Annotated in this window: 21 protein-coding genes; 9 read left to right on the top strand and 12 right to left on the bottom strand. The window is 67.0% G+C overall.

Annotated elements, in window-relative coordinates:
• Positions 1-37: 37 nt before the first annotated feature.
• The 7 genes from IE246_RS20795 to IE246_RS20765 all read right to left on the bottom strand — a co-directional run bounded on the left by IE246_RS20795 (position 38) and on the right by IE246_RS20765 (position 7,062).
• On the bottom strand, positions 38-1,021 hold the full coding sequence (locus IE246_RS20795) for an alpha/beta fold hydrolase (protein ID WP_189993237.1): 984 nt from the start codon (positions 1,019-1,021) through the stop codon (positions 38-40).
• Entirely contained in the window at positions 1,018-2,151 is a 1,134-nt protein-coding gene (locus IE246_RS20790) for an ABC transporter ATP-binding protein (RefSeq protein ID WP_189993235.1), read from the bottom strand. The genes IE246_RS20795 and IE246_RS20790 overlap by 4 nt, the downstream gene beginning before the upstream one ends.
• Entirely contained in the window at positions 2,148-2,987 is an 840-nt protein-coding gene (locus IE246_RS20785) for an ABC transporter permease (RefSeq protein WP_189993233.1), read from the bottom strand. The genes IE246_RS20790 and IE246_RS20785 overlap by 4 nt, the downstream gene beginning before the upstream one ends.
• Positions 2,987-3,907, bottom strand: a complete 921-nt coding sequence (locus tag IE246_RS20780) for an ABC transporter permease (protein ID WP_189993231.1) — start codon at positions 3,905-3,907, stop codon at positions 2,987-2,989. The genes IE246_RS20785 and IE246_RS20780 overlap by 1 nt, the downstream gene beginning before the upstream one ends.
• A gap of 30 nt (positions 3,908-3,937) precedes the next feature.
• Positions 3,938-5,014 (bottom strand): ABC transporter substrate-binding protein, encoded by a 1,077-nt coding sequence (locus IE246_RS20775; RefSeq protein WP_189993229.1) that lies wholly within the window; start codon positions 5,012-5,014, stop codon positions 3,938-3,940.
• Between the two features lie 154 nt (positions 5,015-5,168).
• Positions 5,169-5,519 (bottom strand): hypothetical protein, encoded by a 351-nt coding sequence (locus tag IE246_RS20770; RefSeq protein ID WP_189993227.1) that lies wholly within the window; start codon positions 5,517-5,519, stop codon positions 5,169-5,171.
• A gap of 166 nt (positions 5,520-5,685) precedes the next feature.
• Positions 5,686-7,062 carry an aspartate aminotransferase family protein gene (locus IE246_RS20765; RefSeq protein WP_229837424.1) on the bottom strand — a complete coding sequence of 459 codons (1,377 nt, stop codon included), beginning with the start codon at positions 7,060-7,062 and terminating at the stop codon, positions 5,686-5,688.
• A gap of 220 nt (positions 7,063-7,282) precedes the next feature.
• Between IE246_RS20765 and IE246_RS20760 the strand changes: the two genes are divergently transcribed.
• Positions 7,283-8,704 carry a methyl-accepting chemotaxis protein gene (locus tag IE246_RS20760; protein ID WP_189993225.1) on the top strand — a complete coding sequence of 474 codons (1,422 nt, stop codon included), beginning with the start codon at positions 7,283-7,285 and terminating at the stop codon, positions 8,702-8,704.
• 6 nt (positions 8,705-8,710) lie between these two features.
• Here IE246_RS20760 and IE246_RS20755 read toward each other — a convergent pair whose 3' ends face one another.
• Positions 8,711-10,054, bottom strand: coding sequence for a glutamine synthetase family protein (locus tag IE246_RS20755; RefSeq protein ID WP_189993223.1), 1,344 nt, complete (start codon positions 10,052-10,054; stop codon positions 8,711-8,713).
• A gap of 176 nt (positions 10,055-10,230) precedes the next feature.
• Between IE246_RS20755 and IE246_RS20750 the strand changes: the two genes are divergently transcribed.
• The 3 genes from IE246_RS20750 to IE246_RS20740 all read left to right on the top strand — a co-directional run bounded on the left by IE246_RS20750 (position 10,231) and on the right by IE246_RS20740 (position 14,822).
• Positions 10,231-11,628 (top strand): glutamine synthetase family protein, encoded by a 1,398-nt coding sequence (locus tag IE246_RS20750; protein ID WP_189993221.1) that lies wholly within the window; start codon positions 10,231-10,233, stop codon positions 11,626-11,628.
• A gap of 10 nt (positions 11,629-11,638) precedes the next feature.
• Entirely contained in the window at positions 11,639-12,928 is a 1,290-nt protein-coding gene (locus IE246_RS20745; protein ID WP_229837423.1) for an NAD(P)/FAD-dependent oxidoreductase, read from the top strand.
• Positions 12,929-13,004: 76 nt separating this feature from the next.
• Positions 13,005-14,822 carry an adenylate/guanylate cyclase domain-containing protein gene (locus tag IE246_RS20740; RefSeq protein WP_189993219.1) on the top strand — a complete coding sequence of 606 codons (1,818 nt, stop codon included), beginning with the start codon at positions 13,005-13,007 and terminating at the stop codon, positions 14,820-14,822.
• A gap of 12 nt (positions 14,823-14,834) precedes the next feature.
• On the opposite strand, the gene IE246_RS20735 is transcribed toward IE246_RS20740, so the two are convergent.
• Together IE246_RS20735 and ald are read right to left on the bottom strand one after the other, a co-directional pair.
• Positions 14,835-15,254, bottom strand: a complete 420-nt coding sequence (locus IE246_RS20735) for a DUF983 domain-containing protein (protein WP_229837422.1) — start codon at positions 15,252-15,254, stop codon at positions 14,835-14,837.
• Complete coding sequence (ald, locus tag IE246_RS20730; protein WP_189993217.1) at positions 15,251-16,369, bottom strand: alanine dehydrogenase; 1,119 nt, start codon at positions 16,367-16,369, stop codon at positions 15,251-15,253. The genes IE246_RS20735 and ald overlap by 4 nt, the downstream gene beginning before the upstream one ends.
• 206 nt (positions 16,370-16,575) lie before the next feature.
• Between ald and IE246_RS20725 the strand changes: the two genes are divergently transcribed.
• The gene (locus IE246_RS20725; protein WP_229837421.1) at positions 16,576-17,493 is read left to right on the top strand and encodes a DMT family transporter; all 918 of its coding nucleotides are present in this window, start codon (positions 16,576-16,578) and stop codon (positions 17,491-17,493) included.
• Positions 17,494-17,627: 134 nt separating this feature from the next.
• Positions 17,628-17,804, top strand: a complete 177-nt coding sequence (locus IE246_RS20720; RefSeq protein WP_189993215.1) for a hypothetical protein — start codon at positions 17,628-17,630, stop codon at positions 17,802-17,804.
• Positions 17,805-17,810: 6 nt separating this feature from the next.
• Here the strand turns inward: IE246_RS20720 and IE246_RS20715 are convergent, their stop codons facing one another.
• On the bottom strand, positions 17,811-20,207 hold the full coding sequence (locus tag IE246_RS20715; RefSeq protein WP_189993214.1) for a thiamine pyrophosphate-binding protein: 2,397 nt from the start codon (positions 20,205-20,207) through the stop codon (positions 17,811-17,813).
• Positions 20,208-20,560: 353 nt separating this feature from the next.
• The gene (locus IE246_RS20710) at positions 20,561-21,166 is read right to left on the bottom strand and encodes a GNAT family N-acetyltransferase (protein ID WP_189993212.1); all 606 of its coding nucleotides are present in this window, start codon (positions 21,164-21,166) and stop codon (positions 20,561-20,563) included.
• A gap of 346 nt (positions 21,167-21,512) precedes the next feature.
• Here IE246_RS20710 and IE246_RS20705 point away from each other — a divergent pair, with 346 nt between their 5' ends.
• The 3 genes from IE246_RS20705 to IE246_RS20695 are packed head-to-tail and all read left to right on the top strand — an operon-like array spanning position 21,513 to position 26,422.
• Positions 21,513-22,733: a radical SAM protein gene (locus IE246_RS20705; protein WP_189993209.1), complete on the top strand. Its 1,221-nt coding sequence runs from the start codon at positions 21,513-21,515 to the stop codon at positions 22,731-22,733.
• Between the two features lie 3 nt (positions 22,734-22,736).
• The gene (locus IE246_RS20700) at positions 22,737-24,305 is read left to right on the top strand and encodes an ABC transporter substrate-binding protein (protein WP_189993208.1); all 1,569 of its coding nucleotides are present in this window, start codon (positions 22,737-22,739) and stop codon (positions 24,303-24,305) included.
• Positions 24,306-24,340: 35 nt separating this feature from the next.
• Complete coding sequence (locus tag IE246_RS20695; RefSeq protein ID WP_189993206.1) at positions 24,341-26,422, top strand: sigma 54-interacting transcriptional regulator; 2,082 nt, start codon at positions 24,341-24,343, stop codon at positions 26,420-26,422.
• Positions 26,423-26,447: the final 25 nt, after the last annotated feature.

Raw genomic sequence — 26,447 nt, 5'->3', positions numbered from 1 at the left:
ACCCGATGGTACGGGTCGCCGGCGCGTTTGCAACGCCTCAGCGGATCGCCGGCTGTGCTGCCGTATCGGCAAGGAACCGGTCGACCGCCTCCCAGAAGGCCCGGCGGACCGGCGCGCGCTCCCGCAGGATCTCGTGCCTGGCATCCGGGAACCGGACGAGCCTGGCATCCGGCAACCGCGCCACGGCGCACTCGATCGCCGCGTTCTCGACGATGGTCTCCTGCCCGGCGAGAGCGACCATCAGCGGCGTGCGGACCGCCTCCAGCGCGCCCGGCGCCATGACCGCGTCGATCGAGCGGAACGCCGCCCGCACCCAGGCGAAGGTCGGATCGCCGAGCGCCAGGTCGGGATTCGCGTCGAGCATCCGGTGCAGCGCCTCGAACTGCTCGCGGTCGCTGGTCAGCGGATTGCCCTCGAACCGCCGGCGGCGCTCGCCGTAGCCGGCACCGCCGAGAATGTAGCTGTCGACCATCGGGGTCAGGCAGAACCCCTCGACCAGAAGCCGTGCCAGCCCGACCGGCATTCCGGTCCGTCCGATCCCCAGCATCGGGGCGATCAGCACCGCCCGCGCCACCCGCTCCGGAGCCGCCATGCAATAGCGCAGGGCGAGGTGCGCCCCCATCGAATGCGCGACCACGCTAGGCGGCGGGCCGCCCGCGAACCCGGCGATCGCGTCGAGGACTGCCGCGAGGTCCTCGAGATGGGTCTCCATCCGGTCGATGTGCCCCTTGTGGCGGTCCGGCAGCAGCCGGTCCGACAGGCCCTGGCCGCGCCAGTCCAGGGTCGCGACCTCGAACCCGCGGGCGGTCAGTTCGGCGATCGAGTCCAGGTTCTTCTCGATGAACTCGGTATAGCCGGGCAGGAACACGCAGCGCCCGCGCTCGCTGCCCGCCGAGTCGCCGCGTCCCGGGTCGCCGCCCCCGGGGAAGTGCGCCGCCCGCAGCTCGATCCCGCCCGGCCGCGGCACGCGCAGGACGCGGCCGCCGGCCGCCTCGATGGCGACGGACGGTGCCGACGTCATTGCGCCAGGACGACCCCGCAGGTCGGCGCCCAGGACAGGTGAACCCGGTCGCCCCAGGTGAACGGCCGGCGGGTCACCCGGTCGAGGTTGGCGATCGTCACCTTGATCAGCGGCTGGTCCGCGGTCAGGCGGACGTGGAAGATCGACACGTCGCCGAGATAGGTGATCTCCTCGACGGTCCCGGCCACCGTGTTGCGGCCGGCGTCATCCGGCGGTTCGCGCGAGATGTCGACCTTCTCGGGCCGCAGCGCCAGCCAGCCGGTCGATCCGGCCGGCAGCCCGCTCGCCTGCTCGATCTCCACCGGCACCTGCAGGGCCGGCGCCGACAGCCTGACCAGACCGTCGTCGCTGGCCTCGACGGTTCCCTCGATCAGGTTGACCGAGCCGATGAAGTCGGCGACGAACTTGGTGCGGGGGAACTCGTACAGCTCGGCCGGCGGTGCCGTCTGCTGGACCCGGCCGTGGTCCATGACGGCGATCCGGCTGGCCATCGACAGCGCCTCGTCCTGGTCGTGGGTCACCACCACGAAGGTGATGCCGACGCTCTCCTGCAGGTTCACCAGCTCGAACCGCATCTGCTCGCGCAGCTTGGCGTCCAGCGCCGACAGCGGCTCGTCCAGCAGCAGCACCTTCGGGCGCTTCACCAGCGCCCGGGCCAGGGCCACCCGCTGGCGCTGGCCGCCGGACAGCTGGTCGGGACGCCGCGGCCCGTAGCCGCCGAGCTTCACCAGTTCCAGCGCCTCCTCGGCCCGGCGATACGCCTCCTGCCGCGGCACGCCGTCGACCTTCAGGCCGTAGGCCACGTTGTCCCGGACGGTCATGTGCGGGAACACTGCATAGGACTGGAACACCATGTTCACCGGCCGCCGGTTGGCCGGCACCGCGGACATGTCCTGGCCGTCGATCCGGATGGTGCCGGCGGTCGGCAACTCGAGCCCTGCCAGCATCCGCAGCAGGGTGGTCTTGCCGCAGCCGGAGGGGCCCAGCAGGGCGAAGAACTCGCCGCGCCGGATCGTCAGGTCGACGTCGTCGACGGCGGTCACCGACCCGTAGTGCTTGCTCAGGCCCGCGATCTCGATGATCGGGGTTTCGCCGACCGGAGTCTCGCCGACCTCCTGCTCAGTGCTCATCCCGCCGCCTCCTCGGCCTTCATCCCGGCCCGGTGCTGCATCCAGAGGGCCGCCGCCGTCATCACCACCGTCACCACGATCAGCACGGTCGAGGCGGCGTTGACCTCCGGCGTCACCGAGAACCGGACCATCGAATAGACCTTCACCGGGAAGGTCACGGTGTTCGGGCCGGAGGTGAAGAAGGTGATCACGAAGTCGTCGAGCGACAGGGTGAACGCCAGCATGCCGCCGGCCACAAGGCCCGGCCGCAGGAACGGGATCATCACGTCCCGGAACACCTGCCACTCGGTGGCGCCCAGGTCCTGGGCCGCCTCGGCCAGCTCGCGGTTGAATCCCTCGAGCCGGGCGCGCACGACCACCGCCACGAACGGGAAGCTGAACGAGACGTGGGCGATGATGATGGCCGACAGGTTGAACGGCCACACCATGTCGCTCGGCCAGCCGATCCGCGAGAAGAACGCCAGCATCGCCACGCCCATGCAGATCTCGGGAATGACGATGGGCAGCGCCACCACCCCCTCGTAGCCGGCCTTGCCGGGGAACCGGAACCGCCACAGCAGCACCGCGACCAGCGCCCCCAACACGATCGAGACCAGGGTCGAGAGCACCGCGATGGTCAGCGAGTTGGCGAACGCCTCGATCAGCCCCTCGTTGCCGAGCGCCTTCTCGTAGTATTTCAGCGTGAAGCCGTTCCAGACGATGTTGCGGCGGCTGTCGTTGAAGCTGAACGCGATCAGCGTGGCGATCGGCGCGTACAGGAACACGAACACCACCAGCAGGGTCAGCCGGACCCACAGCCGCCGGGTGTAGTCGAGCGGGCCGATCGGGGTCGCCATCAGGCCCGTCCCTGGCCGGCGGTCCGACGGGTGTACAGCGCCCGCAGCGCCAGCGCCCCGAACGTCAGGTACATAAGCAGGAACGACAGGGCCGAGCCGAACGGCCAGTCGTTGGCGCTCTTGAACTGCCGCTCGATCACGTTGGCGATCATCTGGCTGTCGGTGCCGCCCAGCAGGTCCGGCGTCAGGAACGACCCGAGGGCCGGGATGAACACCAGGATCGCGCCCGAGATGATGCCCGGCAGGGCCAGCGGCACCACCACCGTCGCGAAGGCGCGGAACTGGGACGCCCCGAGGTCCAGGGCCGCCTCGATCAGCGACCGGTCGAGCTTCTCCAGCGAGGCGTAGAGCGGCAGCACCATGAACGGCAGGTGAACGTAGACCAGCCCGATCACCACCGCGGTGTTGTTGTACAGCAGTTCCAGCGGCTCGAACCGCTCCCCCAGCAGCTGGAAGGAGCCGAGGCCGAGCAGCGACAGCACTGCGTTCGCCTTCTCCCAGAACCACTCCAGGGTGAAGTTGACGAAGCCGCGGGTCCGCAGCACCGCGATCAGCGCGTAGGTGCGGATCAGCAGGTTGGTCCAGAACGGCAGGATCACCAGCAGCAGCAGCACCGCCCGCCAGCGCCGCGGCGCGAACACGATGGCGAGCGCCACCGGAAACCCGAACACCAGGGAAACCAGGGTGGTCAGCCCGGCGAACACGAACGACTTGCCGAAGATCTGCAGGTACAGGGGGTCAAGGGCCCGCACGTAGTTGGCGAACGTGCCCGTGACCTCCATTTCCACTACGCCGCGCAGCTCGGCGAAGCTGAGCACCCAGACCAGCGCAAGCGGGACCAGGAAGAACAGCAGAAGCCATGCCGTCGGCGGCAGGCCGGTCACCCAGAACACCAGCGGGTTCCGCCGCCAGCTCTCCATGTCTCCCGCCCCCCGGCCGGACCCGCGAGGTCAGGCGGCGCCGATCCGCGTCCAGAGCCGGTCGACCAGCTGGGTGTATTCGGGGCCCTGGTAGATCGCGGTCTCGCACCGCTCGATCACGTCGTCCGGCGGGAAGATCGCGGGGTTGCCGGTGTACTCGGGCTTCATCAGCGCCTTGGCCGCGGCGTTCGGGGTCGCGTACTGGATGAAGTCGGCGATCGCCGCGCCGGTCTCGGCGCCCAGCAGGAAGTTGATGAAGGCATGGGCGTTCTCCGGGTGCGGTGCGCCGGTCGGGATCGCCAGGGTGTCCTCCCACAGCAGCCCGCCCTCCTTCGGGACCACGTAGGAGATGTCGGGGTCCTCGGCCATCACCTGCAGGATGTCGCCGTTCCACTCCATGGTCAGGTCGACCTCGCCGGACAGCAGCAGGTCCTGGCCGTTGTCCTCGGCGAACACCTTGATGTGCGGCTTCTGCTTGATCAGCAGCTCGGCGACCTTCTCCAGCTTCGCCGGATCCTTCTCGTTGAGCGGCCAGCCCATGTACTTGCAGCCGACCTGCAGCACCGTGCCCGGCGCGCCGAGCAGGGCGATCTTGCCGGCATACTTGCTGGAATCGTAGAGCCACTTCCAGCTGTCCGGCACGCCGTCCACCCGGCTCTTGCGGTAGCCGATGCCGACCGTGCCCCACATGTACGGCAGCGAGTACTTCCGCCCCGGGTCGAAGGCCGGGTTCAGGAACGCCTTTCCGATGTTCTTGATGTTCGGGATCTTGGCGTGATCGAGCGGCACGAGCATGTTCGCCGCGATCATCCGCTCGGTGTAGTCGTTGGTCGGCACGATCACGTCGTAGCCGGGGTTGCCTTCCTTCAGCTTGGCGAACAGCTCGTCGTTGTCGGCGAACAGGTCCATGGTGACCTCGACGCCGCTCGCCTTCTTGAAGTCGTCGAGCGTGGTCTCGCCGATGTAGGTGTCCCAGTTGTAGAAGTTGAGCTTCTTCTCCTCCGCCGCCCAGCCGAACTTCGGCAGCAGGGTAACGCCGGCAGCCACGGCCCCGGTGCCGGCGAGGAAGGAGCGGCGCGTCGCGCGCCGAGGAGTGTGGTCAACCATCCGTCGAGTCTCCTGTTCTACGATCCGGACCGCTTGCGGACGACCTGCGCCGCCCGTGCCGCCGTGATTGTGCATTGCCGAAAGTCAAAACGCTGGCCCGCCGGCTGTCAATGACGCCGGCGATCCCGACCCGACGGAGGAGATTCCCGAACGCTCAGACGGAAAAGTCGACGAACGCGCCGCGCGGCGGCTCCTCGCCGGACTGGCCGGCGGCGACCGCGGCGACGATCGTCTGGCGGGTCGACTCCTCGGGGGATCCCGACGAGGCGCTCGGGGACGAGGCGCTCGGGGACGAGGCGGTCGAGGACGAGGCGCCGTCCTCCGCCTCGCTGCGCAGCTCGTCCCGGCGCGCCGCCGCTTCCGCCTCCGCCAGCTCGGCCTCGAGCCGCGCCGCCTCCTGCTGCGCCTCGCGGGCGCGTTCCCGCGCCTCGCCGAGCTCCGATGAGAACCGGATCGCGTGGTCGACCACCGTCACCCCGGTCCGCAGCCCGCTGCCGAGGGACACGGCCCCCCGCAAACCGAGCGGCACTCCCGCCGGGTTCTGAGCGGCCGCTCCGCTGCCGGGCGTCACACCGTACGCGGACAGCGACAATGTGCTTACACCGATCGCCACGTTAACGATTCCTTTGCCATAATTATTATGGGCAATGGAACGGCGATCGGCAAGCGCGTCAGAGACCGATATCGGCCTGGGTTAGGTCGAAGCAGCGGCGCGCGGTCTCGACCAGCCGGTCGACCTCGGCATGGCTGATCACCAGCGGCGGCGATATCACCATGCCGTCGCGCACCGCCCGCATGATCACGTTGTTGCGGAAGCAGTGGTCGCGGCAGATCGTCCCGACCCTGCCTTCCGGCTGGAAGAACACCGGGCCGTCCTTGTCCCGCACCAGCTCGACCCCGGCGATCAGCCCGACTCCGCGGACCTCGCCGACCAGCGGATGGTCGGCCAGCTCGCGCAGCCGGTCCTGGAAGTACGGGCCGATGTCGTCGCGGACCCGCTCGACCAGGCCCTCGTCCTGCATGATCCGCAGGTTCTCGAGCGCCACCGCGCAGGCCACCGGATGACCCGAATAGGTGAAGCCGTGGAAGAACTCGCCGCCCTCGTCGATCAGGGTCCGCGCCACCCGGTCGCCGACCATGACCGCCGAGATCGGCAGGTAGCCGGACGACAGCCCCTTCGCCAACGTCATCAGGTCCGGCTCGATGCCGAAGGTCTCCGAGCCGAACCAGTTGCCGGTCCGCCCGAACCCGCAGATCACCTCGTCGGCGATCAGCAGGATGCCGTACTCGCGGCAGATCCGCTGGATCTCCGGGAAATAGCTGTCGGGCGGGACGATGACGCCGCCGGCACCCTGGATCGGCTCGGCGATGAACGCCGCGACGCGTTCCGGCCCGAGCGCGAGGATGCGCTCCTCGAGCGCCTGGGCGGCGGCGACCCCGAACTCCTGCGGGGTCATGTTGCCGCCGTCGCGCAGATAGTACGGCGGCCGGATGTGCTCGAACCCGGGCAGCGGCAGGCCGGTCTGGCTGTGCATCGCGCTCATGCCGCCGAGGCTGGCCCCCACCAGGGTCGAGCCGTGATAGGCGTACTCGCGGCTGATGATGACGTTCCGCTCGGGCTGGCCGTGCAACTGCCAGTACCGCCGCACCATGCGCACGATTGTGTCGTTGGCCTCGGACCCCGAGTTGGCGAAGAACACGTGCTCCAGCCCCGGCGGCGTCAGCTCCGCCAGCCGGGTCGCGAGCTCGGTCGCCGGCCGCGTCGTCGTCTTGAAGAAGGTGTTGTAGTACGGCAGCTCGCGCATCTGGCGGGCGGCGACGTCGGCCAGTTCCTCCCGGCCGTAGCCGATGTTCACGCACCAGAGACCGGCCATGCCGTCCAGGATCGCGTTGCCCTGGGAGTCCCAGAGAGTGCAGCCCTCGGCGCGTACGATGACCCGGCTGCCCTCGGCCGCCAGCGCCTTGTAGTCGGTGAACGGGTGCAGATGGTGGGCGGTGTCGGCCGCCATCAGCGCCGAGTCGCTGAGAACGTTCAGTTTATTGGTCATGGGAATCTCATGTCGCCGGTCTAGCGACCCTATAGTCGTCGCCGGCGGCGTTGTCATCCAGTCAAAAATTGACCGCCCCCAAGTCACGAACGTCAACTTTTGACTGACTATTTATACAATTACAATAGTATGTTAACGGGCTTTTTACAGCCTATTCGACATCCTGTACCTTGCCGGAAAGCGACCGACAAAGGTTGCGGCAGTGGGGGAGGAGAAGACAATGGCGGCGGACCCTGTAGACATTGACAGCATTGACAGCGACGTACCGCGCGAGCCCGGGATCATCGATGTCATCGCCAAGGAAGCAGGCAGCCTTTCGATCGAGATCGTCGACGTTGCGGGCAACGTCGACGAGGTCGCCGGGCGGGTCGCGAAGCAGGCCGAGGACTTCCACAACCTGACCGCGGCGGCCGAGCAGATCGCCAGCAGCAACGCGGCGGTCGTCGAGGCGGCCGAACGCACCCGCGACATCGCGACCCGCGCCTCCGACGACGTGCAGGCTTCCCGCAGCACCGTCGACTCGGCTGTGTCCGACATTCACAGCCTGGTCGAGGGCGTGGCCGCGATCGAGGGTCGGCTGGGCGGCCTGCAGGAGGCGCTGAGCCAGGTCGGCAAGATCGCCGGCGTCATCAACGCCATCGCCAAGCAGACCAACCTGCTGGCGCTGAACGCCACCATCGAGGCAGCCAGGGCCGGTGAGTCCGGGCGCGGCTTCGCCGTGGTCGCCGGCGAGGTGAAGTCGCTGGCCAACCAGACGGCGGAGGCCACCCTCGACATCGAGCGGACCCTGAAGGACCTGGAGGCCCAAGCGCGCGAACTGATCGAGCAGGGCACGCACACCACGCGGCTGGCCGACGGGGTCCGCGACGGTACCGAGGCGATCGGCTCGGCCATGGGGACGATCGGCGACGCGGTCGGCGACATCGCCGCGCAGGCCACCTCGATCGCCACCGACGCCAGCCGGATCGCCGAGGGTTCGGCCGGCTTCCGCATGACCATCGAAAGCCTGAGCTCGGAGGTCGATCAGTCCAGCCAGACGCTCAAGGAGGCCCGCGACCGGGTCAACCGCCTGATAGACACCGCCGAGCGCCTCGCCGGCCATTGCGCCGATTCCGGGGCCAATACCGTCGACGGGCCGTTCATCGAGAAGATCCAGGAGATCGCCCGGTCGGTGTCCAGGGCCTTCGAGGCCGCGGTCGACCGCGGCGAGATCACCATGGAGGAACTGTTCGACCGCAACTACGTGCCGATCCCCGGCACCGATCCGCAACAGCTCCGGGCCGGCTGCCTGAAGATCACCGACAAGCTGCTGCCGCCGATCCAGGAGCCGGCGCTGGAGTTCGACGACAGCGTGGTGTTCTGCGCGTCGGTCGACGAGAACGGCTACCTGCCGACCCACAACAACAAGTTCAGCAAGCCGCAGGGCGACGACCCGGTCTGGAACGCCGCGAACTGCCGGAACCGGAGGCTGTTCAACGACCGCGTCGGCCTCAAGGCGGGCCGCAACCGCGACCCGTTCCTGCTGCAGACCTACCGCCGCGACATGGGCGGCGGCGTGTTCGCCCTGATGAAGGACGTCTCGGCGCCGATCACCGTCCGCGGCCGGCACTGGGGCGGGGTACGGCTGGCGTACAAGACCTGAGGCCGGTCAGACGTTGAGCAGCAGGAACTCGCGCTCCCAGGCGCTGATCACCTGCTGGTAGGCGCGCGATTCGGACTCCTTGACGGTCGTCAGCACGTTGACGAAACGCTGCCCGAGGATCTCGCGCAGCGGCTTGGCCCGGTTGAGCCGCAGAAGCGCATCCTCGAGATGCCGCGGCAGGTTGACCGCGAGCTGGTAGGCGCTGCCCTCGATCGGCTTGGACGGCTCCAGCTCCTCGATCACGCCCAGATAGCCGCAGGCGAGCGACGCCGCCATCGCCAGGTACGGGTTGGCATCCGCGCCGGCGACCCGGTTCTCGACCCGCCGGGACTCGGGCTTCGAGATCGGCACCCGGAAGCCGACCGTTCGGTTGTCCATTCCCCAATGCACGTTGATCGGCGCGTCGGTGTCGGGCATCAGCCGCCGGTACGAGTTCACGTACGGCGCCAGCAGCGGCATCGACGCCGACAGGTACTTCTGCAGCCCGCCGATGTAGTTCAGGAAGAACCCGGAGTTGCCGCCGTCGGCGTCGGCGAACAGGTTGCGGCCGGTCTCGATGTCGCTCACCGACTGGTGGACGTGCATCGACGAGCCCGGCTCGTGCTGCATCGGCTTCGCCATGAAGGTGGCGTACACCCCGTGGTCGAGCGCCGCCTGCCGCACCGTCCGCTTGAACAGGAACGTCTGGTCGGCGATCTCCAACGGGTCGCCGTGGTTGAAGTTGATCTCGAGCTGCGCGGCCCCCGACTCGTGCGTCAGGGTGTCGACGTCGATCTCCTGCGCCTCGCAGTAGTCGTAGATGTCCTCGAACAGCGGGTCGAACTCGTTGACCGCGTCGATCCCGTAGGCCTGCCGGGCCGTCTCGGGCCGCCCCGAGCGGCCGATCGGCGGCTCCAGCGGGTAGTCGGGGTCGGCATTGACCTTGACCAGGAAGAACTCGAGCTCCGGCGCCACGGTCGGCCGCCAGCCCTTCTCGGCGTACAGGTCGAGGACCCGGCGCAGCACGTGCCGGGGCGCCACATCAACCGGCGTGCCGTCGAAGTAGTGGCCCTCGCAGATGACCTGCGCCGTCGGCTCCTTGTACCAGGGCACCATACGGATGGTCTCGGCGACCGGACGCAGATAGACGTCGCTGGCCCGCGGGTCGAGGTCGTATTCCTCGATGTAGTCGCCGGTGACGGTGAGCCCGAAGATCGACTCGGGAATCCGCAGGCCCTGCTCGCCGATCGCCTTCAGGAACTTGCCGGCCGGCAGGATCTTGCCGCGCGGTATCCCCGACAGGTCGGAGACCATGCACTCGACCTCGGTGATGCGGCGTTCCTTGATCCAGGCTTCCAGATCTACGGTCATGGGACCTCGCGTGAAGGGACGGCCAGACATACACCGCCCCCCAACTCAGCGGCAACCGACGCGGCGGTGGCCGACGCGACGGCAGCCGGGGCCGGCAGGGCGTCCGGGGCAATTCCCCTCCCGCCGGAGGTCCTGGCGTGGTATGCAGTGAGATCATCAACCGCCATGCGTGTCCCATGTCTCCCGAAGGGACCTCCGGGTCCGACGCCTCCCCTCGCCTGATCGCGCAGTCCTTCCTCGACCAGCATCCGGACGTCGCGACGATCGACATCCTGCTTCCCGACATATCCGGCGTGGTCCGCGGCAAGCGCATCGGCCGCGACCAGCTGCCCGGCATCTTCGAGGAGGGAGCCGCGTTCCCGGCCTCGGTGTTCGGCACCGACGTGACCGGCGACTCGGTCGAGGAGACCGGGCTGGTCTGGGAACTCGGCGATGCCGACTACCCGTGCCGGCCGGTGCCGGGGACCCTGGTGCCGGTTCCCTGGACCGCCCGGCAGACGGCGCAGGTCATGCTGACCATGACCGATCCCAACGGGGTGCCGTTCTTCGCCGAGCCGCGGGTCGTGCTGCAGCGGGTGTTCGACCGCTACAGGGCGCGCGGCCTGACGCCGGTGGTGGCGCTCGAGCTCGAGTTCTACCTGATCGACCGCAAGCGCGAGGACCATGCGCCGCCGATCCCGGCGGTATCGCCGGTGACCGGCGCCCGCCAGGCGACCACTCAGGTGTACGGGCTCGACGAGCTGGACGATTTCGAGGCGGTGCTGGACGACGTGGCGAACGCCTGCCGCCTGCAGCAGATTCCGGCGGGGGCCGCGTCCGCCGAGTACGCCCCCGGGCAGTTCGAGATCAACCTGACCCACGAGGCCGACCCGGTGCGGGCCGCCGACCACGCGATCATGCTGAAGCGGGCGGTCAAGGGCGTGGCGCGCGCCCACGGCATGAACGCCACCTTCATGGCCAAGCCGTTCAGCGAGGACTCCGGCAACGGCCTGCACATTCACACAAGCGTCCTCGACGCCGACGGCAACAACATCTTCGCCGACCCGGACGGCGGCAAGCTCGGCTCGCCGACGCTCGAACACGCGATCGGCGGGCTGGCGGCGACGCTGAGCGACTGCATGGCGCTGTTCGCCCCGACCGCCAACGCCTACAAGCGGCTGCGGCCGCACAACTACGTCCCGATGTCGGCGTGCTGGGGCTACAACAACCGGACCTGCGCGTTCCGGGTGCCCGCCGGCTCCGCCGCCGCGACCCGCATCGAGCACCGGGTGGCCGGCGCCGACGCCAACCCCTACCTGGTGGCCGCCGCCGTGCTCGCCGGCATCCTGCACGGCATCGAGACACGGGCCGAGGCCCCGCCGCCGATCGACGGCAACGCCTACGAGACCGAGAAGCCTTCGGTGCCGAAGACCTGGGTCGAGGCGCTCGACCGCTTCGCCAGCAGCGACTTCGTCGCCGAGTGGTTCGGCGAGGGCTTCCGCCGGGTGTTCCACGCCGTGAAGGAAGGCGAGCGGCGCGACTTCGAGGCTGAGGTGACCCCGCTCGAATGGCGATGGTACCTGACCACCGTATGAGCTGCCTCCGGTGACCGCCCCGCCAGCAGCGACCGCGCCCGCGACCTGGTACCACGCGACGGTGCCCGCGGCGCCGGCGCGCCCGGCGCTGTCCGGGACCGTCCGCACCAGGGTCTGCGTGGTCGGCGGCGGGCTGTGCGGCGTTTCGGCCGCCCTGCATCTGGCCGAGCGCGGCATCGACACGGTCCTGCTGGAGAGCGAGACGATCGGCCACGGCGCCTCGGGCCGCAACGGCGGCCAGATCGTGCAGGGCTTCAGCGCGTCGATGGACCGGGTCGCGGCCGCCGTAGGTCGGGCCGACGCCCAGGCGTTCTGGGACATGGGGCGCGAGGCGATCGCCGACATCCCCGACCGGGTCGAGCGCCACGGCATCGACTGCGACCTGCGCTGGGGCTACCTGATCGCCGCCCTGAACCGCCGCCAGCTCGGCGAGCTGCACGAGACCGTCGCGGAGTGGGCCGGCTATGGCTACACCGGCCCCAGCATCGTCGAGGGAGCCGCCGTCCGCTCGGTCCTGGGAACCGACCTGTACGTCGGCGGCATGCTCGAGCCCGGCAGCGGCCAGCTGCACCCGCTCGCCTACCTGCGCGGCCTCGCCGGCGCGGCGGAGGCGGCCGGCGCCCGCCTGTTCGAGCAGTCGCCCGCCACCGCCATCGAGCACGGCACGACCGTCCGGATCGGCACGCCCGGCGGCACCGTCGTGGCCGACACCCTGGTGCTGGCCGGCAACGCCTATCTCGGGCGGCTGGTGCCGAGCATCCGCCGCCGGCTGATGCCGGTGGCGTCGTTCGTCGGCGTCACCGAACCGCTCGGCGAGGAACGGGCCCGCCGGCTGTTCCCGCAGGACGTCGCGGTCGCCGACTGCAACGTCGCCCTCGACTACTTCCGGCTGACCGCCGACCGCCGCCTGCTGTTCGGTGCCGGCGCCAGCTATTCCGCGACCACGCCGGTCGGCCTCAAGGGCTGGCTGGCCCGCCGGTTCCGCCGGGTGTTTCCGGAGCTGACCGACGTCGCGGTCGAGTACGCCTGGGGCGGGCTGATCGGGATCACCCACAACCGGATTCCGGACCTCGGGCGGCTGAAGCCGAACGTGCTGTATGCCCAGGGCTTCTCCGGCCAGGGCATGGCGCTGACCGGCCTCGCCGGCAAGCTGATGGCCGAGACGGTCGCCGGCGACGACAGCCGGTTCCGCCTGGTCGAGCGGGTGCGCCACCTGCCGTTCCCGGGCGGCATCCTGCGCACCCCGACCCTGGTCGCGGCGATGGGCCTGCTCAAATTGAAGGATCGGCTCGGCTGGTAGGGCGACGGCTCGCCCGAACCGCTCGTCACCGCCTATAATGGCGAGGCACGACGGGCCTCCAGCGACGGAAGGCGAAATGCGGCTGCCGAAGCTACCGGTCTCCCTGCTCGCCGGCGCGTGCCTGTTCGCCCTGTCGGCCTTTGCCGGCGGCGCGGTGCTGTTCGTCAGCTACGGCGTCGCGCTGAAGAACACGCTGGAGCTCCTGCACGGCAACGCCGACCTGTCGATCGCCGCCCTGCGGCAGGGGATCACCAGCCATCTCGACCCGGTGGCGGCGGCGGTCGACGAACTGGCGGACCTGCTGGGCCGCGACCCCCGATCCGCCACCGACGACGCGGCACTGGCCACCACCCTGCGGGCCGCGATGGCGGGACTGCCCCAGATCACCGCCCTCGCCGTCGTCGACCGGGACTACCGGGTGTTCAGGGTCACGCGCGACCCGAGCCGGAACCGGATGGCCTGGTCGGACTGGAGCGGCGACCGGCGGTTCCGCGACACGATGGACGGCGCCGCCGATGCCGGCGCCGGACGTTGGGGCGCCCCGTTCTATGCGGAGACGGCCCGGATCAGCCTGCTGAACTTCTACAGCCCGATCCCGGATCCCGGCGGCCGCATGCTCGCGCTGGCCGCCGTCATTTCGCTCGAGCAGCTGTCGGACTTCATGGTCGCCCTGTCGGACCGGCCGCAGCAGGGAGCCCGCATCAGGCCGTTCGTCCTGTACGGGCCCGACCGGGTCCTGGCCCATCCGCTGTTCCTCGCCGGCTACCCGGGCCTGAGCGACGACGATCCACTGCCCAGGCTCTCGGAGTTCACCGACCCGGTTCTCGCCAACCTGTGGCGCGCCGACCCGGCGACCGAGGAGCCCCCCGACACCGGCTTCCTGGAGGACGCCGAGGCCCGGTTCTTCCATGCCGGCGGGCAGCGCTACCTCGCGATCTATACCCGGCTCGCCGGCTACGGGCCGAAGGAGCTGCTGCTCGGCGCGTACATCGCCACCAGCGAGACCAGGGTCCAGCTGGACCGTCTGACGACCCTGGTCGAGGTCGCGGCGGTGCTGCTGCTGGTCGTGCTCGCTCTCGCCCTGGCGATCGGCCGGCTGGTCAGCCGACCGGCCCGGCAGCTGGCGGCGGCAGCGGAGTACGTCCGCCGGCTGGACCTCGATTCCGTCCCCCGCGTCGAGGAGACGATGCTGCGGGAAGTGAGCGCGGCGGCCGCGGCGTTCAACTCCATGACCGCGGCGCTACGGCTGTTCGCGGCCTACGTGCCGCGCCGGCTGGTCGAACGCCTGATGCGCCTCGGCCCCGAGGCCCCGGCCGCACCGAGCCTGCGTCCGGTGACCGTGATGTTCACCGACATCACCGGCTTCACCGAGCTGTCCGAGGCCCTGCCCGCCGAGCAGACGGCGCGGCTCCTGAACCGGCATTTCGGCATTCTCGGCCGAACCGTCGAGGCCGAGGCCGGCACCATCGACAAGTATATCGGCGACGCGCTCATGGCGTTCTGGGGCGCGCCGGAACTGCAGCCCGACGGCGCCGAGCGGGCCTGCCGGGCAGCCCAGGCGATCGCGTCGGCGATCGCCCACGACAACGGGCGCCGCCGGGCCGCGGGAGAGCCGCCGATCCGGGTTCGCGTCGGCCTGCACAGCGGACCGGCCGTGGTCGGCGACATCGGCTTTCCGGGCCGCATCAACTACACGATCGTCGGCGACACGGTGAACGCCTGCCAGCGGATCGAGCGTCTGGGCCACGAGATCGACGACGGCCGCGACGTCACGATCCTGCTGAGCCGGGACACGGCCGAGCAGTTGGGTCCGGATTTCCGCCTGACGGCATGCGGCCCCAGGATGGTCAGGGGCCGCGATGCGCCGATCGAGATCTTCCGCCTGGAGTCTTAGGAATCCTGAGCCTCAGGAAGCCGGTTCGGATTCGGCCGGCTCTTCCTGCTGCCCGGCCCTGGTCGCCCACAGCAGGCCGAGCGCCGCGCCCTTGCAGCGCGGCAGGAACAACAGCAGCAGGGCCAGCGTGACCACCGGCCAGACCGCCATCTGCAGCCACATGTCGGGGTGCCAGATCTGCTCGACCATGAGCAGCAGCGGCACGACGATGTGCCCGACGATCAGGATGGTCATCCACGGCGGCATGTCGTCGGCACGCAGGTGATCGTAGGACTCCCCACAGGCCGAACAGCCGGACGTCGCCTTCAGGTAGCCTTCCAGCACCCGGCCCTCGCCGCAGGCCGGGCAGCGCCCGAGGGCGCCGCGGGCGACGGCCTGCAGCACGCTGCGGTCCGCCTCGGGCTCCGCCACGGTCATCAACGGTTCGGTCAAAGCTTCAACGCCTCCTGTACCGGGGTGTAGTCGAGGCCGTGCGCCTCGGCGACAGCCTTGTAGGTGACCCGCCCCTCGTGAACGTTCAGCCCGGCCATCAGGTGATGGTCGTCCGCCAGCGCCTGCCGCCAGCCCTTGTCGGCGAGCGCCAGCGTGAACGGCAGGGTCGCGTTGTTCAGCGCGAAGGTCGAAGTCCGCGCCACGCCACCCGGCATGTTGGCGACGCAGTAATGCACCACGTCGTCGACGATATATGTGGGTTCGGCATGGGTCGTGGGACGCGACGTTTCGAAGCAGCCGCCCTGGTCGATCGCGACGTCCACCAGGACCGAGCCGCGCTTCATGCGCGACACCATCTCGCGGGTCACCAGCTTCGGCGCCGCCGCCCCCGGCACCAGCACGGCGCCGATCACCAGGTCGGCGGTCAGCACGTACTCCTCGATGGCGTCGCGCGTGGAGTAGATGGTGTTCAGGGTCGGCCCGAACTGCATGTCGAGCTCGTACAGCCGGTGCAGCGACCGGTCGAGCACGGTGACCCGCGCCTCCAGCCCCATCGCCATACGGGCGGCGTTGGTGCCGACCACGCCGCCGCCCAGGATCACCACCGAGCCGACCGCCACGCCGGGCACGCCGCCGAGCAGCGTGCCGTTGCCGCCCTGCGCCTTCTCCAGGCAGTGGGCGCCGGCCTGGATCGACATCCGGCCGGCCACCTCGCTCATCGGCGCCAGCAGCGGCAGCCGGCCGTGCGCGTCGGTGACGGTCTCGTAGGCGATGGCGATGCAGCCGGACTTCATCAGGCCGCGGGTCTGCGGCTCGTCCGGCGCCAGGTGCAGGTAGGTGAACAGGATCTGGCCCTTGCGCAGGCGCGCGATCTCGACCGGCTGCGGCTCCTTCACCTTGACGATCATGTCGGCCGTCGCGAACACCTCGTCGGCGGTCGGCGCGATGCGGGCGCCGGCCGCCACGTAGTGCTCGTCGTCGAGGCCGATGCCGTAGCCGGCATGAGTCTCGACAAGCACTTCGTGGCCGTGCGCCACCAGTTCGCGGACGCTCGATGGGATCAGCCCGACACGGTACTCGTGATTCTTGATCTCCTTCGGCACGCCGATACGCATTGGTTCCTCCCTGGGGGTATTTCCGGACCGTATTCCAGAGCCCGACCGGCTTCAAATTGTATGACGACAGACCATGCCCCCGCCCGCCGGTCGCGCGCCGGCCTGTGAAAACGCCGCTCGGGGCCGGCATTCCTGCCGCAAGATCCGGATGGCGACCGGCGGCTTCCGCCGGCAGTCTCCGGCCGCCAACCGCCTCGGAGTCGATCATGAGCGCCACCGTCCCGCCACGCATGTCGGGCCTCGACTGGCTCTGCCTGATCGCCCTGTCGCTGCTGTGGGGCGGATCGTTCCTGTTCGCCAAGATCGCGGTCACGGCGGTCCCGCCGCTGACCCTGGTCCTGGCGCGGGTGGCGCTGGCGGCCCTCGCCCTGCTGGTGGTGCTCCGGGTCGCCGGATACCGCCTGCCGGCCGACCGCCGCACCTGGATCGACTTCGCCGGCATGGGGATCCTTAACAACCTGATCCCGTTCGGCCTGATCTTCCAGGGCCAGACCGAGATCGGAGCCGGGCTGGCGGCGGTGATCAACGGCATGACGCCGTTCTGGACCGCTCTGATCGCGCGCGCCGCCGGGGCCGAGCCGCTGCCGGTGGCCAAGCTCGCCGGCATCGCGATCGGCCTGGTCGGGCTGGCGGTGATGATCGGGCCGGCCGCCCTGGCCGGGTTCGACGCCTCGGCGGCTGCCCAACTGGCGGTGGTCGGCGCCACCGTGTCCTACGGCTGCGCAGGGGTGTTCGGTCGGCGGTTCCGCGCGCTGCCGCCGCTGGTGACGGCGACCGGCCAGCTTTCGGCCAGCAGCCTGCTGGTTCTGCCGGCCGCCCTGCTGGTCGACCGCCCGTGGACCCTGCCGATGCCGGGGCTCGATGTCGCGGCGTCCGTGCTGGCCCTCGCCCTGGTCAGCACGGCGATGGCCTACATCCTGTTCTTCCGCGTGCTGGCCAGCGCCGGCGCCACCAACGTCATGCTGGTGACCCAGCTGGTCCCGGTCAGCGCCATGCTGCTCGGGGTAGCCGTGCTGGGCGAGACGGTGACCGACCGCCAGCTGATCGGCCTGGCGCTGATCGCCGCCGGCTTCGCCTGCATCGACGGCCGTCTGCTGGCACGCCCCCGGCCGGCACCCGGTTGACTGGGGTCGGTTGACTGGGGTCGGTTGACTGGGGTCGGTTGACTGGGGTCGGTTGACTGGGGTCGGTTGACTGGGGCCGGATCGTGCCCACGTTCAAGGGTCCAACCTCGACTTCAACCGAGAGGGAGGATCCGATGGCCGAGGAGCAACTCCGCCGCTATGCCGCGGCCCCGCTGGAGACCGCGGACACCTACCGCATCAGCGATACCTGGAGTGGCCAGATCATCGCCGTCGTCAAGGGCGAGGAGGCGATGCGCCGCCGCCTCGACCAGCTCAACGCCGAGGAGGCGCTTCGACGCCGCCCCGCCTGACGTAGCCTACCCCCGCGCCGCCTCCAGGCACGCCGTCGCCGCCATGTCGACGATGGCGGCAGCGTCGATGCCGTAGTGCCGGTACAGGTCCGGGATGTCGCCGGACTGGCCGAAGGCCGCGACGCCGAGCGGATACAGCCGTCGCCCGGTGGCCGAGCCGATCCAGCTCAGCGCCGCCGGGTGGCCGTCCTGCACGGTCACGAGGCCGGCGCGCGGCGACAGCCGGGACAGCAGGCGCTCGACATGGCTGGTTCCGGCACCGCCGCCGTCGGTCTTGCGCAGCCGGCGCTGCCAGTCGTGGTACAGCCGGTCGTTCGACGGCACCGCCAAGATGCCGAGGCCGGGCACGTCCTCGACCAGCTCGGCGAAGGCCTCCTGCACCTCCGACACCACCGGGCCGCTGTACACGATCGCCAGCTCGGCACCGGGTGCCGGCTCGACCTGCCAGTAGGCACCGGCCAGCAGGTCGGCGGTCTGCGCCTCGCTCAGCGTACGGTCCGGCTGCTCGAGCGCCCGGGTCGACAGCCGCAGGTACACCGACCCGCCGTCGTCCGCCTGCATGTACTCGAAACCCCAGCGCATGATCGCCGCCAGCTCGTCCACATAGGCCGGCTCGAAGGTCGCGAGCCCGGGCTGGCCGAGGCCGATCAGCGGCGTCGAGATCGACTGGTGGGCCCCGCCTTCCGGCGCCAGCGTGATGCCGGCAGGCGTCGCCACCACCATGAACCGCGCGCCCTGGTAGCAGGCGTAGTTCAGGCTATCGAGGCCGCGCTGGATGAACGGGTCGTACAGCGTGCCGACCGGCAGCAGCCGGGTGCCGAACAGCGGCCCGGACAGGCCGAGCGCCGCCAGCATGATGAACAGGTTGCTCTCGGCGATGCCGAGCTCGAAATGCTGGCCGCCGCCGTGGCGCATCCACTTCTGGGCCGACGCCACCTCCTCGTCACGGAACACGTCGTTTCGGACGTCGAGCGAGAAGATGCCGCGCTGGTTCACCCAGGGACCGAGGTTGGTCGACACCGTCACGTCCGGCGAGGTCGTGACGATCCGCGAAGCCAGCGCCGAGTTGCCGCGCGACAGTTCGTGCAGCACGGCGCCGAACGCCTGCTGGGTCGACGTGGTCTTGCTGGTGCGCAGCTTGAGCGTATCCGGCACCTCGACCTTCGGGGCCGAGTGGATGCGCGAGCCCGGCGCGTTGAACGCCACGCCCTGCACGTACTTCCGCAAGCGCTCGGCCGGCAGGCCGGCCTGCTCGAACAGCTCCCACTCCTTGCCGTCGGCGATGCCGTGCTCGGCCTTGAAGCGCGCCATCTGCTCCGGCGTCATCAGGCCGGCGTGGTTGTCCTTGTGGCCGGCGAGCGGCGTGCCGTAGCCCTTGACCGTGTAGGCGATGAAGCAGTGCGGCCGGTCGTCCTTGACCGAGTGGAACGCCTCCAGCACCGACTCCATGTCCTGGCCGGCCAGGTTGGTCATGAGCTGGTGCAGGTCGCGGTCGTCGTGGTCCTCCAGGATGTCCTTGATCCCGGCGACGCCCTTGAGGTCGAGCTTCAGACGCTCACGCCACACGCCCGGCTCGCCGGACTGGCCTTTGAAGGTCAGCGCCGAGTAGAGGCCGTTCGGGCAGTCGTCGATCCACTTCTCCAGAACGTCGCCGCCGGCGCGCGCGAACTGGCGCTGCAGCTTCTTGCCGTACTTCAGGGTCACGACCTGCCAGTCGACGGTCTTGAAGAACTCCTGGATCTTGCGGAACAGGCCGTCCGACACGACGCCGTCCAGGCTCTGCCGGTTGTAGTCGATGATCCACCAGAGGTTCCGGACGTCGTACTTCCAGCCCTCCAGCATGGCTTCGTAGATGTTGCCCTCGTCGAGCTCGGCGTCGCCGACGATCGCCACCATCCGGCCGAGGCCCTGGGCGGTGACGTCCGGGTCCTGCACCAGGTTGTGCAGCTGCACGTAGTCCTGGACCATCGAGGCGAACAGCGTCATCGCCACGCCGAGGCCGACCGACCCGGTCGAGAAGTCGACCTCGTCGCTGTCCTTGGTGCGTGACGGGTAGGATTGGGCGCCGCCATAGGCCCGGAAGCGCTCCAGCGCGTCGCGGCCCTGCCGGCCCATCATGTACTGGATGGCATGGAAGATCGGGCTGGCGTGCGGCTTGACCGCGACCCGGTCCTGCGGGCGCAGCACGTCGAAGTACAGCGCCGTCATCAGGGTGGCGACCGAGGCGCAGGACGCCTGGTGACCGCCGACCTTCAGGTTGTCCCGGCTCTCGCGTACGTGGTTGGCGTTGTGGATGGTCCACATGGCATGCCAGAGCACCTTGCGCTCCAGCGCCTTCAGGATCTCCAGGCGGCTAATGTCGCCCTCGATGTCGCCGCCGTCCGTCGCGATGCCGGTATCCATGCCGCCGAATCCTCCTGGTCTGCACGAGCCCCTGATATGGACCAAGACGGGCGGGAAATCGAGGCCCGCGGGGGCATGGCTGCGATGCCGGAGCGGTCGGCGATCAGTTCCAGTGCCTGCACCAGCGCCGGGAGGTCCCTCTTCGAGCCGCCCCACGCCGCCATGGCGCTCATCAGGTCCTGGGGGCTGGCGGCGTTCGGCTGGCTCATGCCGAGCGCCCGGGCCCAGGACAGGGCCAGGCAGAGGCCCCTCTGGGGTAGATCGATGCGGCAGGATGGCTGAGAGGACAGTCGATCTCCGGTGAGTTCCGCCGCCCGCAAACAAGCGGTCAACCTGACCCCGCGCGCGTCCGGTCATCCCGACTTGGTCCGCCGTTCCCCGTTGGGGGCCGCCACGACCGGGCTCCACGCGCTTAGCGCTTCAGGAGCGACCTCCGACTTGCGTAAGAGCATTCCAACGCGGCGGTGCGGATCAAGACCAAGTGCGCGCTCGTGCCTGAGCAAGTCCCGAAGATGGCGCGGAGCTTCCCGCCCGGGTTCTCGGAAGCCGAACTGTCGATAAAGCGGCGCATTAAACGGCAGCAATCGATCGGTTGTCAGCGTGATGCCGACGCAGTCGATGTCGAGACAATCTTTGATCAACACCCTGAGCAACGCAGAGCCTATCCCCCGCCGCTGCCATGCGCGCAACACACCGATCTCCTCCAGATGGAGCCAGCCCTCCCGTCTGGTCGAGACGGAGAATCCGACTACGCCACCGCCGCCCTCGCCTTCTGCAATTCTCAAGAAGTCGGCACCGAGACTTAGCTCGCAGAGGCGATCAATGTCGTGCCTCGGCCGCCGGCGGATCGGAACCCCGCTCTCGCGTATCATCTCTATCGCGTCGGCATAGACATCATAGACGCGGGCGACATCCTGCCGCAGCCCGTGGCGTATCGTAACCGTGCCGCGCTGATCCATTATTGTCCCCAGGTTGGCGATCACCCCGATGTGCAAAACCTACGCGCTAAGGTGATGATTTGCATGTTATTGACGTGAGTGCGAGCCTCTCGAGAAACGTCGCGGGCCCTCGGCCGCACCAGCCCACGCGAGATCGAAATCGCCTCGGACCACTGAAGTGGGTATCTCCCCTCGGCGCGGTACGATCCCCATGTTAAAATTGCACACAGCGCCGCGTGAGACATTCGCCCATGCGATGCTGCGCGAAGCGTCCAGCGGGATTTCACTGCTGGAACAGTATCGTCAGGCCGTGCATGAATAGCGGCGAACAGCAAAGCAGAGGACGGCCATGCGCAGGCTAGCCCGTATGACGAACTACATGGGCGCATCGTCTTTCGGTTCGTTCGCGCCAGTCGGAGAGAGCGTGACCGGGTCCAACACCGAAGGTCCCGGTCGCCGGTACTTGGCTGTCGAGATCGGCGAAACCTGTCAATTGACGTGTCGACACTGCATCTACCATCGCCCCAAGTCGCGGACACCGATGCCGAACGAGCGCGTCTTGGACCAGGTGATGAGCACGGTGCAGACAGTCTACAGACCCCTCTGGATCACGCTCGCCGGAAAGGAACCTACGATCTACCGCCGGAAACTCGTCGAAGTCGCCAGAGGCGTGCGCTCGCCGGACACACTGAACATTCTCATGACCAACGGCCTTCTTTTGAATGATCAACTGATCGATGAGTTGGCAGATCTCATCGACCTTTTCGACATCTCCGTGGATGGCACAAGAGCGGCGCATGATTGGATGCGCGGCGAAGGCACATACGACAGGACGTGGGATCGGATCGGAGCGATTCTCACAAGGACCGATCGACGGATTGGCCTGATCGCAACGGCGATTCACGGTCGTCTCGACAACGGCAAACGTCAGACGGACACGCTTGTCAGCCTGGCGAAGGAAATTGTCGAGCGTTGTGGAGCGGATGGACGAGTCGTGCTCGCCACCTCTCTGTATTACGGACCACCTGACGATCCGATGCTCCTGCAACCTGCGGACTTGATCGACCTGATTTCCGGTCTTTCTACATCAGGTTGTCCATCGAGGGTGCTCTTGACGGCAAACTATGCGCATCAATGGCCACAGGTCTCGCGCGCGTTGGGCATACAGAGCACACCGGAAGATTTCGATACAATGACCGGCCTTCCGGTCGTCCGCTTCGGGAGCGTGACCGTCATCCTGTTCAATCTCTCGCAGGTGCCGCAGGTCAGCGCCCGCATCTCGAACGACGGCCTGGTCTTTCTCGGCTGCAATCATCTGACCCTCGGCGATGCGGCGGCGGACCATGCGATCGCAGATCTATCGCGCGAACCGCTCACCGGCGTGCTCGAGCAACTCGCAGACGGTTCGCGGCCCGTGTACGCGAAGTTCCAGGCCATTCCCGCCGCATGTGACAGCTGCCCGGATCTCGGAATCTGCAACGCCGGCGACCGCCTCTCGGGCACATACTTCCAGCGCGGGGCCATCGATCCCTTCTGCACGCGCGCCGTTGCGCCGCTTCACCCGCGAACAGCGATGCTCGATAGCTGATTAATGATCACGCGACGGAATCTGCTGATCACCGGCTCCGCGGCCATCACCGCTGGTGCCTTGTACTTGGCATTCAAACCGGGGAGCCCGACCGACCAGCCGTTCCGTATCGGCCTGATCAGCAGGAGCGAGATCAACACGCTGGAGCCCTCCCAGGCGGCCACAGAATCGCCGATCAGCATTGTCTGGAACATCTATGACCGGCTGGTCCAACTGTCGGAAGCAGGGGATCTGGAACCGCGGCTCGCCGAGCGCTGGGAGAGCAACGACCGCCGCGACAAGTGGCGCTTTGCGATCCGATCCGGAGTCCGTTTCCACGATTCTGGCTACGGCGCTGGTCGAACACTCGGCCCATCCGATGTCGTATTCTCGATCCATCGCGCGGTCCGGCTTCCCGGCTACGCGCGCACGCTTCTTGTCGACGTCGTCGAAGGCGTCTCGGATTTTCTCGAGGGGCGTGCCAATTCGATCCGCGGCATCCGCATTGACGGCGATACGGTCGAGTTCCAACTCTCGAGATCGTTCAGTTTTCTTCCGGACCGGCTAGCGGCGTCGTATCTCAGCATCGTGCCGGAAGGGACGCCGGACGAGGGCGACACTCCCGCAGGAACGGGGGCTTATGCCCTCACAGCATGGGACCGGACGGCACAGCGAATCACACTCCGTCGATTTGAGGGACACTGGCAGAAGCTCTCGCCGGACGCGCCATCCGAGATCGTCGTACGCTCCGTCCCGAGTGAGGCGCTTGGCGCCGCGGAGCTCAAATCCGGCGGAATCGACTACGCCGAATTCAACGCGACGGCGTATCCGGCCATGAACGGCCAAGCCGGCACGCTCTACCGCATCAGAGAGTATGACCACACAGAGCTTCGGCTGATCGCGCTCAACCAACAGAAGCCCCCCTTCAGCACGCCGCACGGCGCGACGCTTGGCCGTGCCCTCAACCTCGGAATCGATCGCGATATCCTGGTCAGGACACTCGACGGCGGAACCCCATTTGCCGGCCCCGTTCCGACCCGTCCGACCGAGCGGTTCCAGTTGCCATTCGACCGAGCCGTCGCCCGCTCGCTGGTCGACACGGTACCCAAGGAGCTGCGGCGGATCGACCTGCTGGTGGAGCCCGTCGACGAGGCGCGGATCATCGCCGAACTGCTCGTTCCGCAGTGGAGCGAGATCGGCCTGACGGTCACCGCGATTTATGGCCGCGCCGACTTCTTCCCTGTCGTCATCAATGGCGACTACCAGATGGCTCTCGCCTACTATGGACCCTATATACCGTCGCCGGAGCAATATCTTTGGATGTATCGTGCGGATGCTGCTCCGGTACCAAACGTAATGCGGTTTTCCAACGATACATTCGAAGCCGCCTTCACCCGGTACACTGCAGCCCTTTCCGACACCGCGGCCGAATCCGCCCTCGACCAAGCACTGGCCGCCCTGTTGCAGCAAAGCCCGACCGTCTGGGTGATGAAGCCTCCTCGTTACTACGCCTCACGCCGGGCGGTTGAAATTCCCCGTAGCGCAGGACTTCCGGTTTATGCCAGGATGAAATTTCAGCCGCCAATTGGCTGAGGTAATGAAGATGGCACGGACTTCGCGGGGGTGTAATGGCAAAGGGGAAAGGCGCTTTGACGAATGGGGTGGATACAATTTCCGACAAAGTCCGCAATCGATTTCAATGCACTATGTTTGCTTTATTTACGATCGCACCCGACAGCATTAAATGGCGATATGGTTTTGACCGCGCCGAGGTAACCAAGGGCGGAGAGGAGCACAACATTCCGCCCCCCCCCTTTCTGCAGTCTCTTGTTGCGAATTTATTAGAATCGGATGCCATTTTCGACAACTTTAATGTTTCAATTCAGTATTTGGTCGTCGAGAGTAGTCTATTTGTCTCATATGATGTTATACACACACGCGAAACTCCCCTAACATGTGCTACGTTCGACGAAGAGCGGATCTCCCCCGATGCGATTGACGCCGAACCTATCAAGTCCCTCTACGAATCACTCAAACACACGCTTTCCAAGGATTACAAAATCGAGAAGGACTTAGGCGAGCTACATAAAGACTTTCCGTACTGGAGGAATGCTGGCTTCATTGATCACGCAATTTCTCTACTTAAACTGGAAATCGATCCGGATCCCGACTCACCCGGCAAAGAACTGTTGGTTCGGATGGATACGACCTACCGTCGCCATCCCCGTGCCGAGTATTCGGCCGTCTTCGATCTGCCACGCTTTCCACGCCCCGAAAAACGCGCCTCATGGTCGATCAATATGGCTGGAATTGCAGCCGACGGCATGACAGCGACCGTCTCTGAGATCGTTCGCGAAAACATGATGGCACTCGAACTCGCAATGGGGCTTCCCAATTCAAAGATCGTTTTCATTCAAGGAGAGCCCGGATCCGGAAAGGAAGGATTTGCGAGCGCATTGCACTACGGCTCGAAACGGCTACAGCCAAAAGATGACAAGCCAGAAAAATTCGAAACACGGTCGGTTGCGGGCATGCAATTGCAGGAATTCCGCCGTCTCCTCTATGGTGAAATAATGCAGCATGGTCGCCACGAGCCGGGCCTGCTGGAGCGAGTGGCAGGCGGAACCCTCTTCCTTGATGAGTTCGATAAATTCGCCAAAGGCGACGAGCCGAATGCACCTTACTCCGAGTTACTCAGGGTTTGGGAAGCCGGAAAATACATACCCATTGAAGGAAAATCGGAACTGCCGGTCAAAGACGTTAACTGGGTTGTCGCTGGAGCGTTTACATCTGAACGAAAAATTTCGGAGCTTCCGCCAGATATTTGGAGTCGCATTACCACACAACTGTCGATAAAATCACCACTCTCTTCTCCTACATTGGATAAGGATGACAGAACTGCGTACGCGCGTGCTCTGGTCTTGAACTTCATGTTGGCGATCGGCCTAGAGCATGTCACGAATGGTCGTGGGATCCGTGAATCACTCCATGCCCTTAGCAAGCCGACATCGCGAAAAGCGGCAGTCATTCGCTCTATGTTGTTGGACGATGACGAAAAATATGCGTCACAAGATAAGTTGAGTCCATCCGTACTGACGATTGCGCTTGCAAATGTCATGGTCGAATATATCGGCGAATACTCACGTGTTGAATATGTTCTAACGAAATCCAAAAGCAACCCTGGAATGGGGATCGACACCGAAAACCACGAAGATAACGAGGGTCCGGTCGTAATTGATGTTTGTATACCCTCGTCTCTCACCGGAAAAGTCGGCCTGAGCAACGGAATGGTGACCTTCAAAAGCTCAGAAATGCTTAGTTTAGGAAAAATCTACGAAGGATATGGTCTCGCATCTCGTAGAGAGAGAGTCTTCTATGACAGCATTCGAACGGTTCGACAAGCATGTAAAATCGCGTTTGCGCGGTTTTTCGAATTTTTGTTGCAGGGGAAGAATGGGTGTCAGGTCGATGACGAGTGGATTAAGCGCGCTCTTTTGGATGCATTCGTCACGGTTGATGTCGCTCGCAAAGGTACCGCACCAGACAAATATGTTTCTCGCCGGGAGTGGCAGCAGGAGGTTTTTGGCGGAGGCGTCATTTCCCAAGACAGTATGAACAGGCTGAAGTATGCCCTCATCGACACCGCGAATGCCCAGACGAATAAGGCGACGAGGCAGGTGACATCCGCGCCAGACACGGAAAAGAACTAGACTTTGCTGTAAGATCGAACGACCG

It is taken from the genome of Thalassobaculum fulvum (genome assembly GCF_014652915.1).
Taxonomy (GTDB): Bacteria; Pseudomonadota; Alphaproteobacteria; order Thalassobaculales; family Thalassobaculaceae; genus Thalassobaculum_A; species Thalassobaculum_A fulvum.
This window is presented reverse-complemented; position numbering and strand designations above follow the sequence as displayed.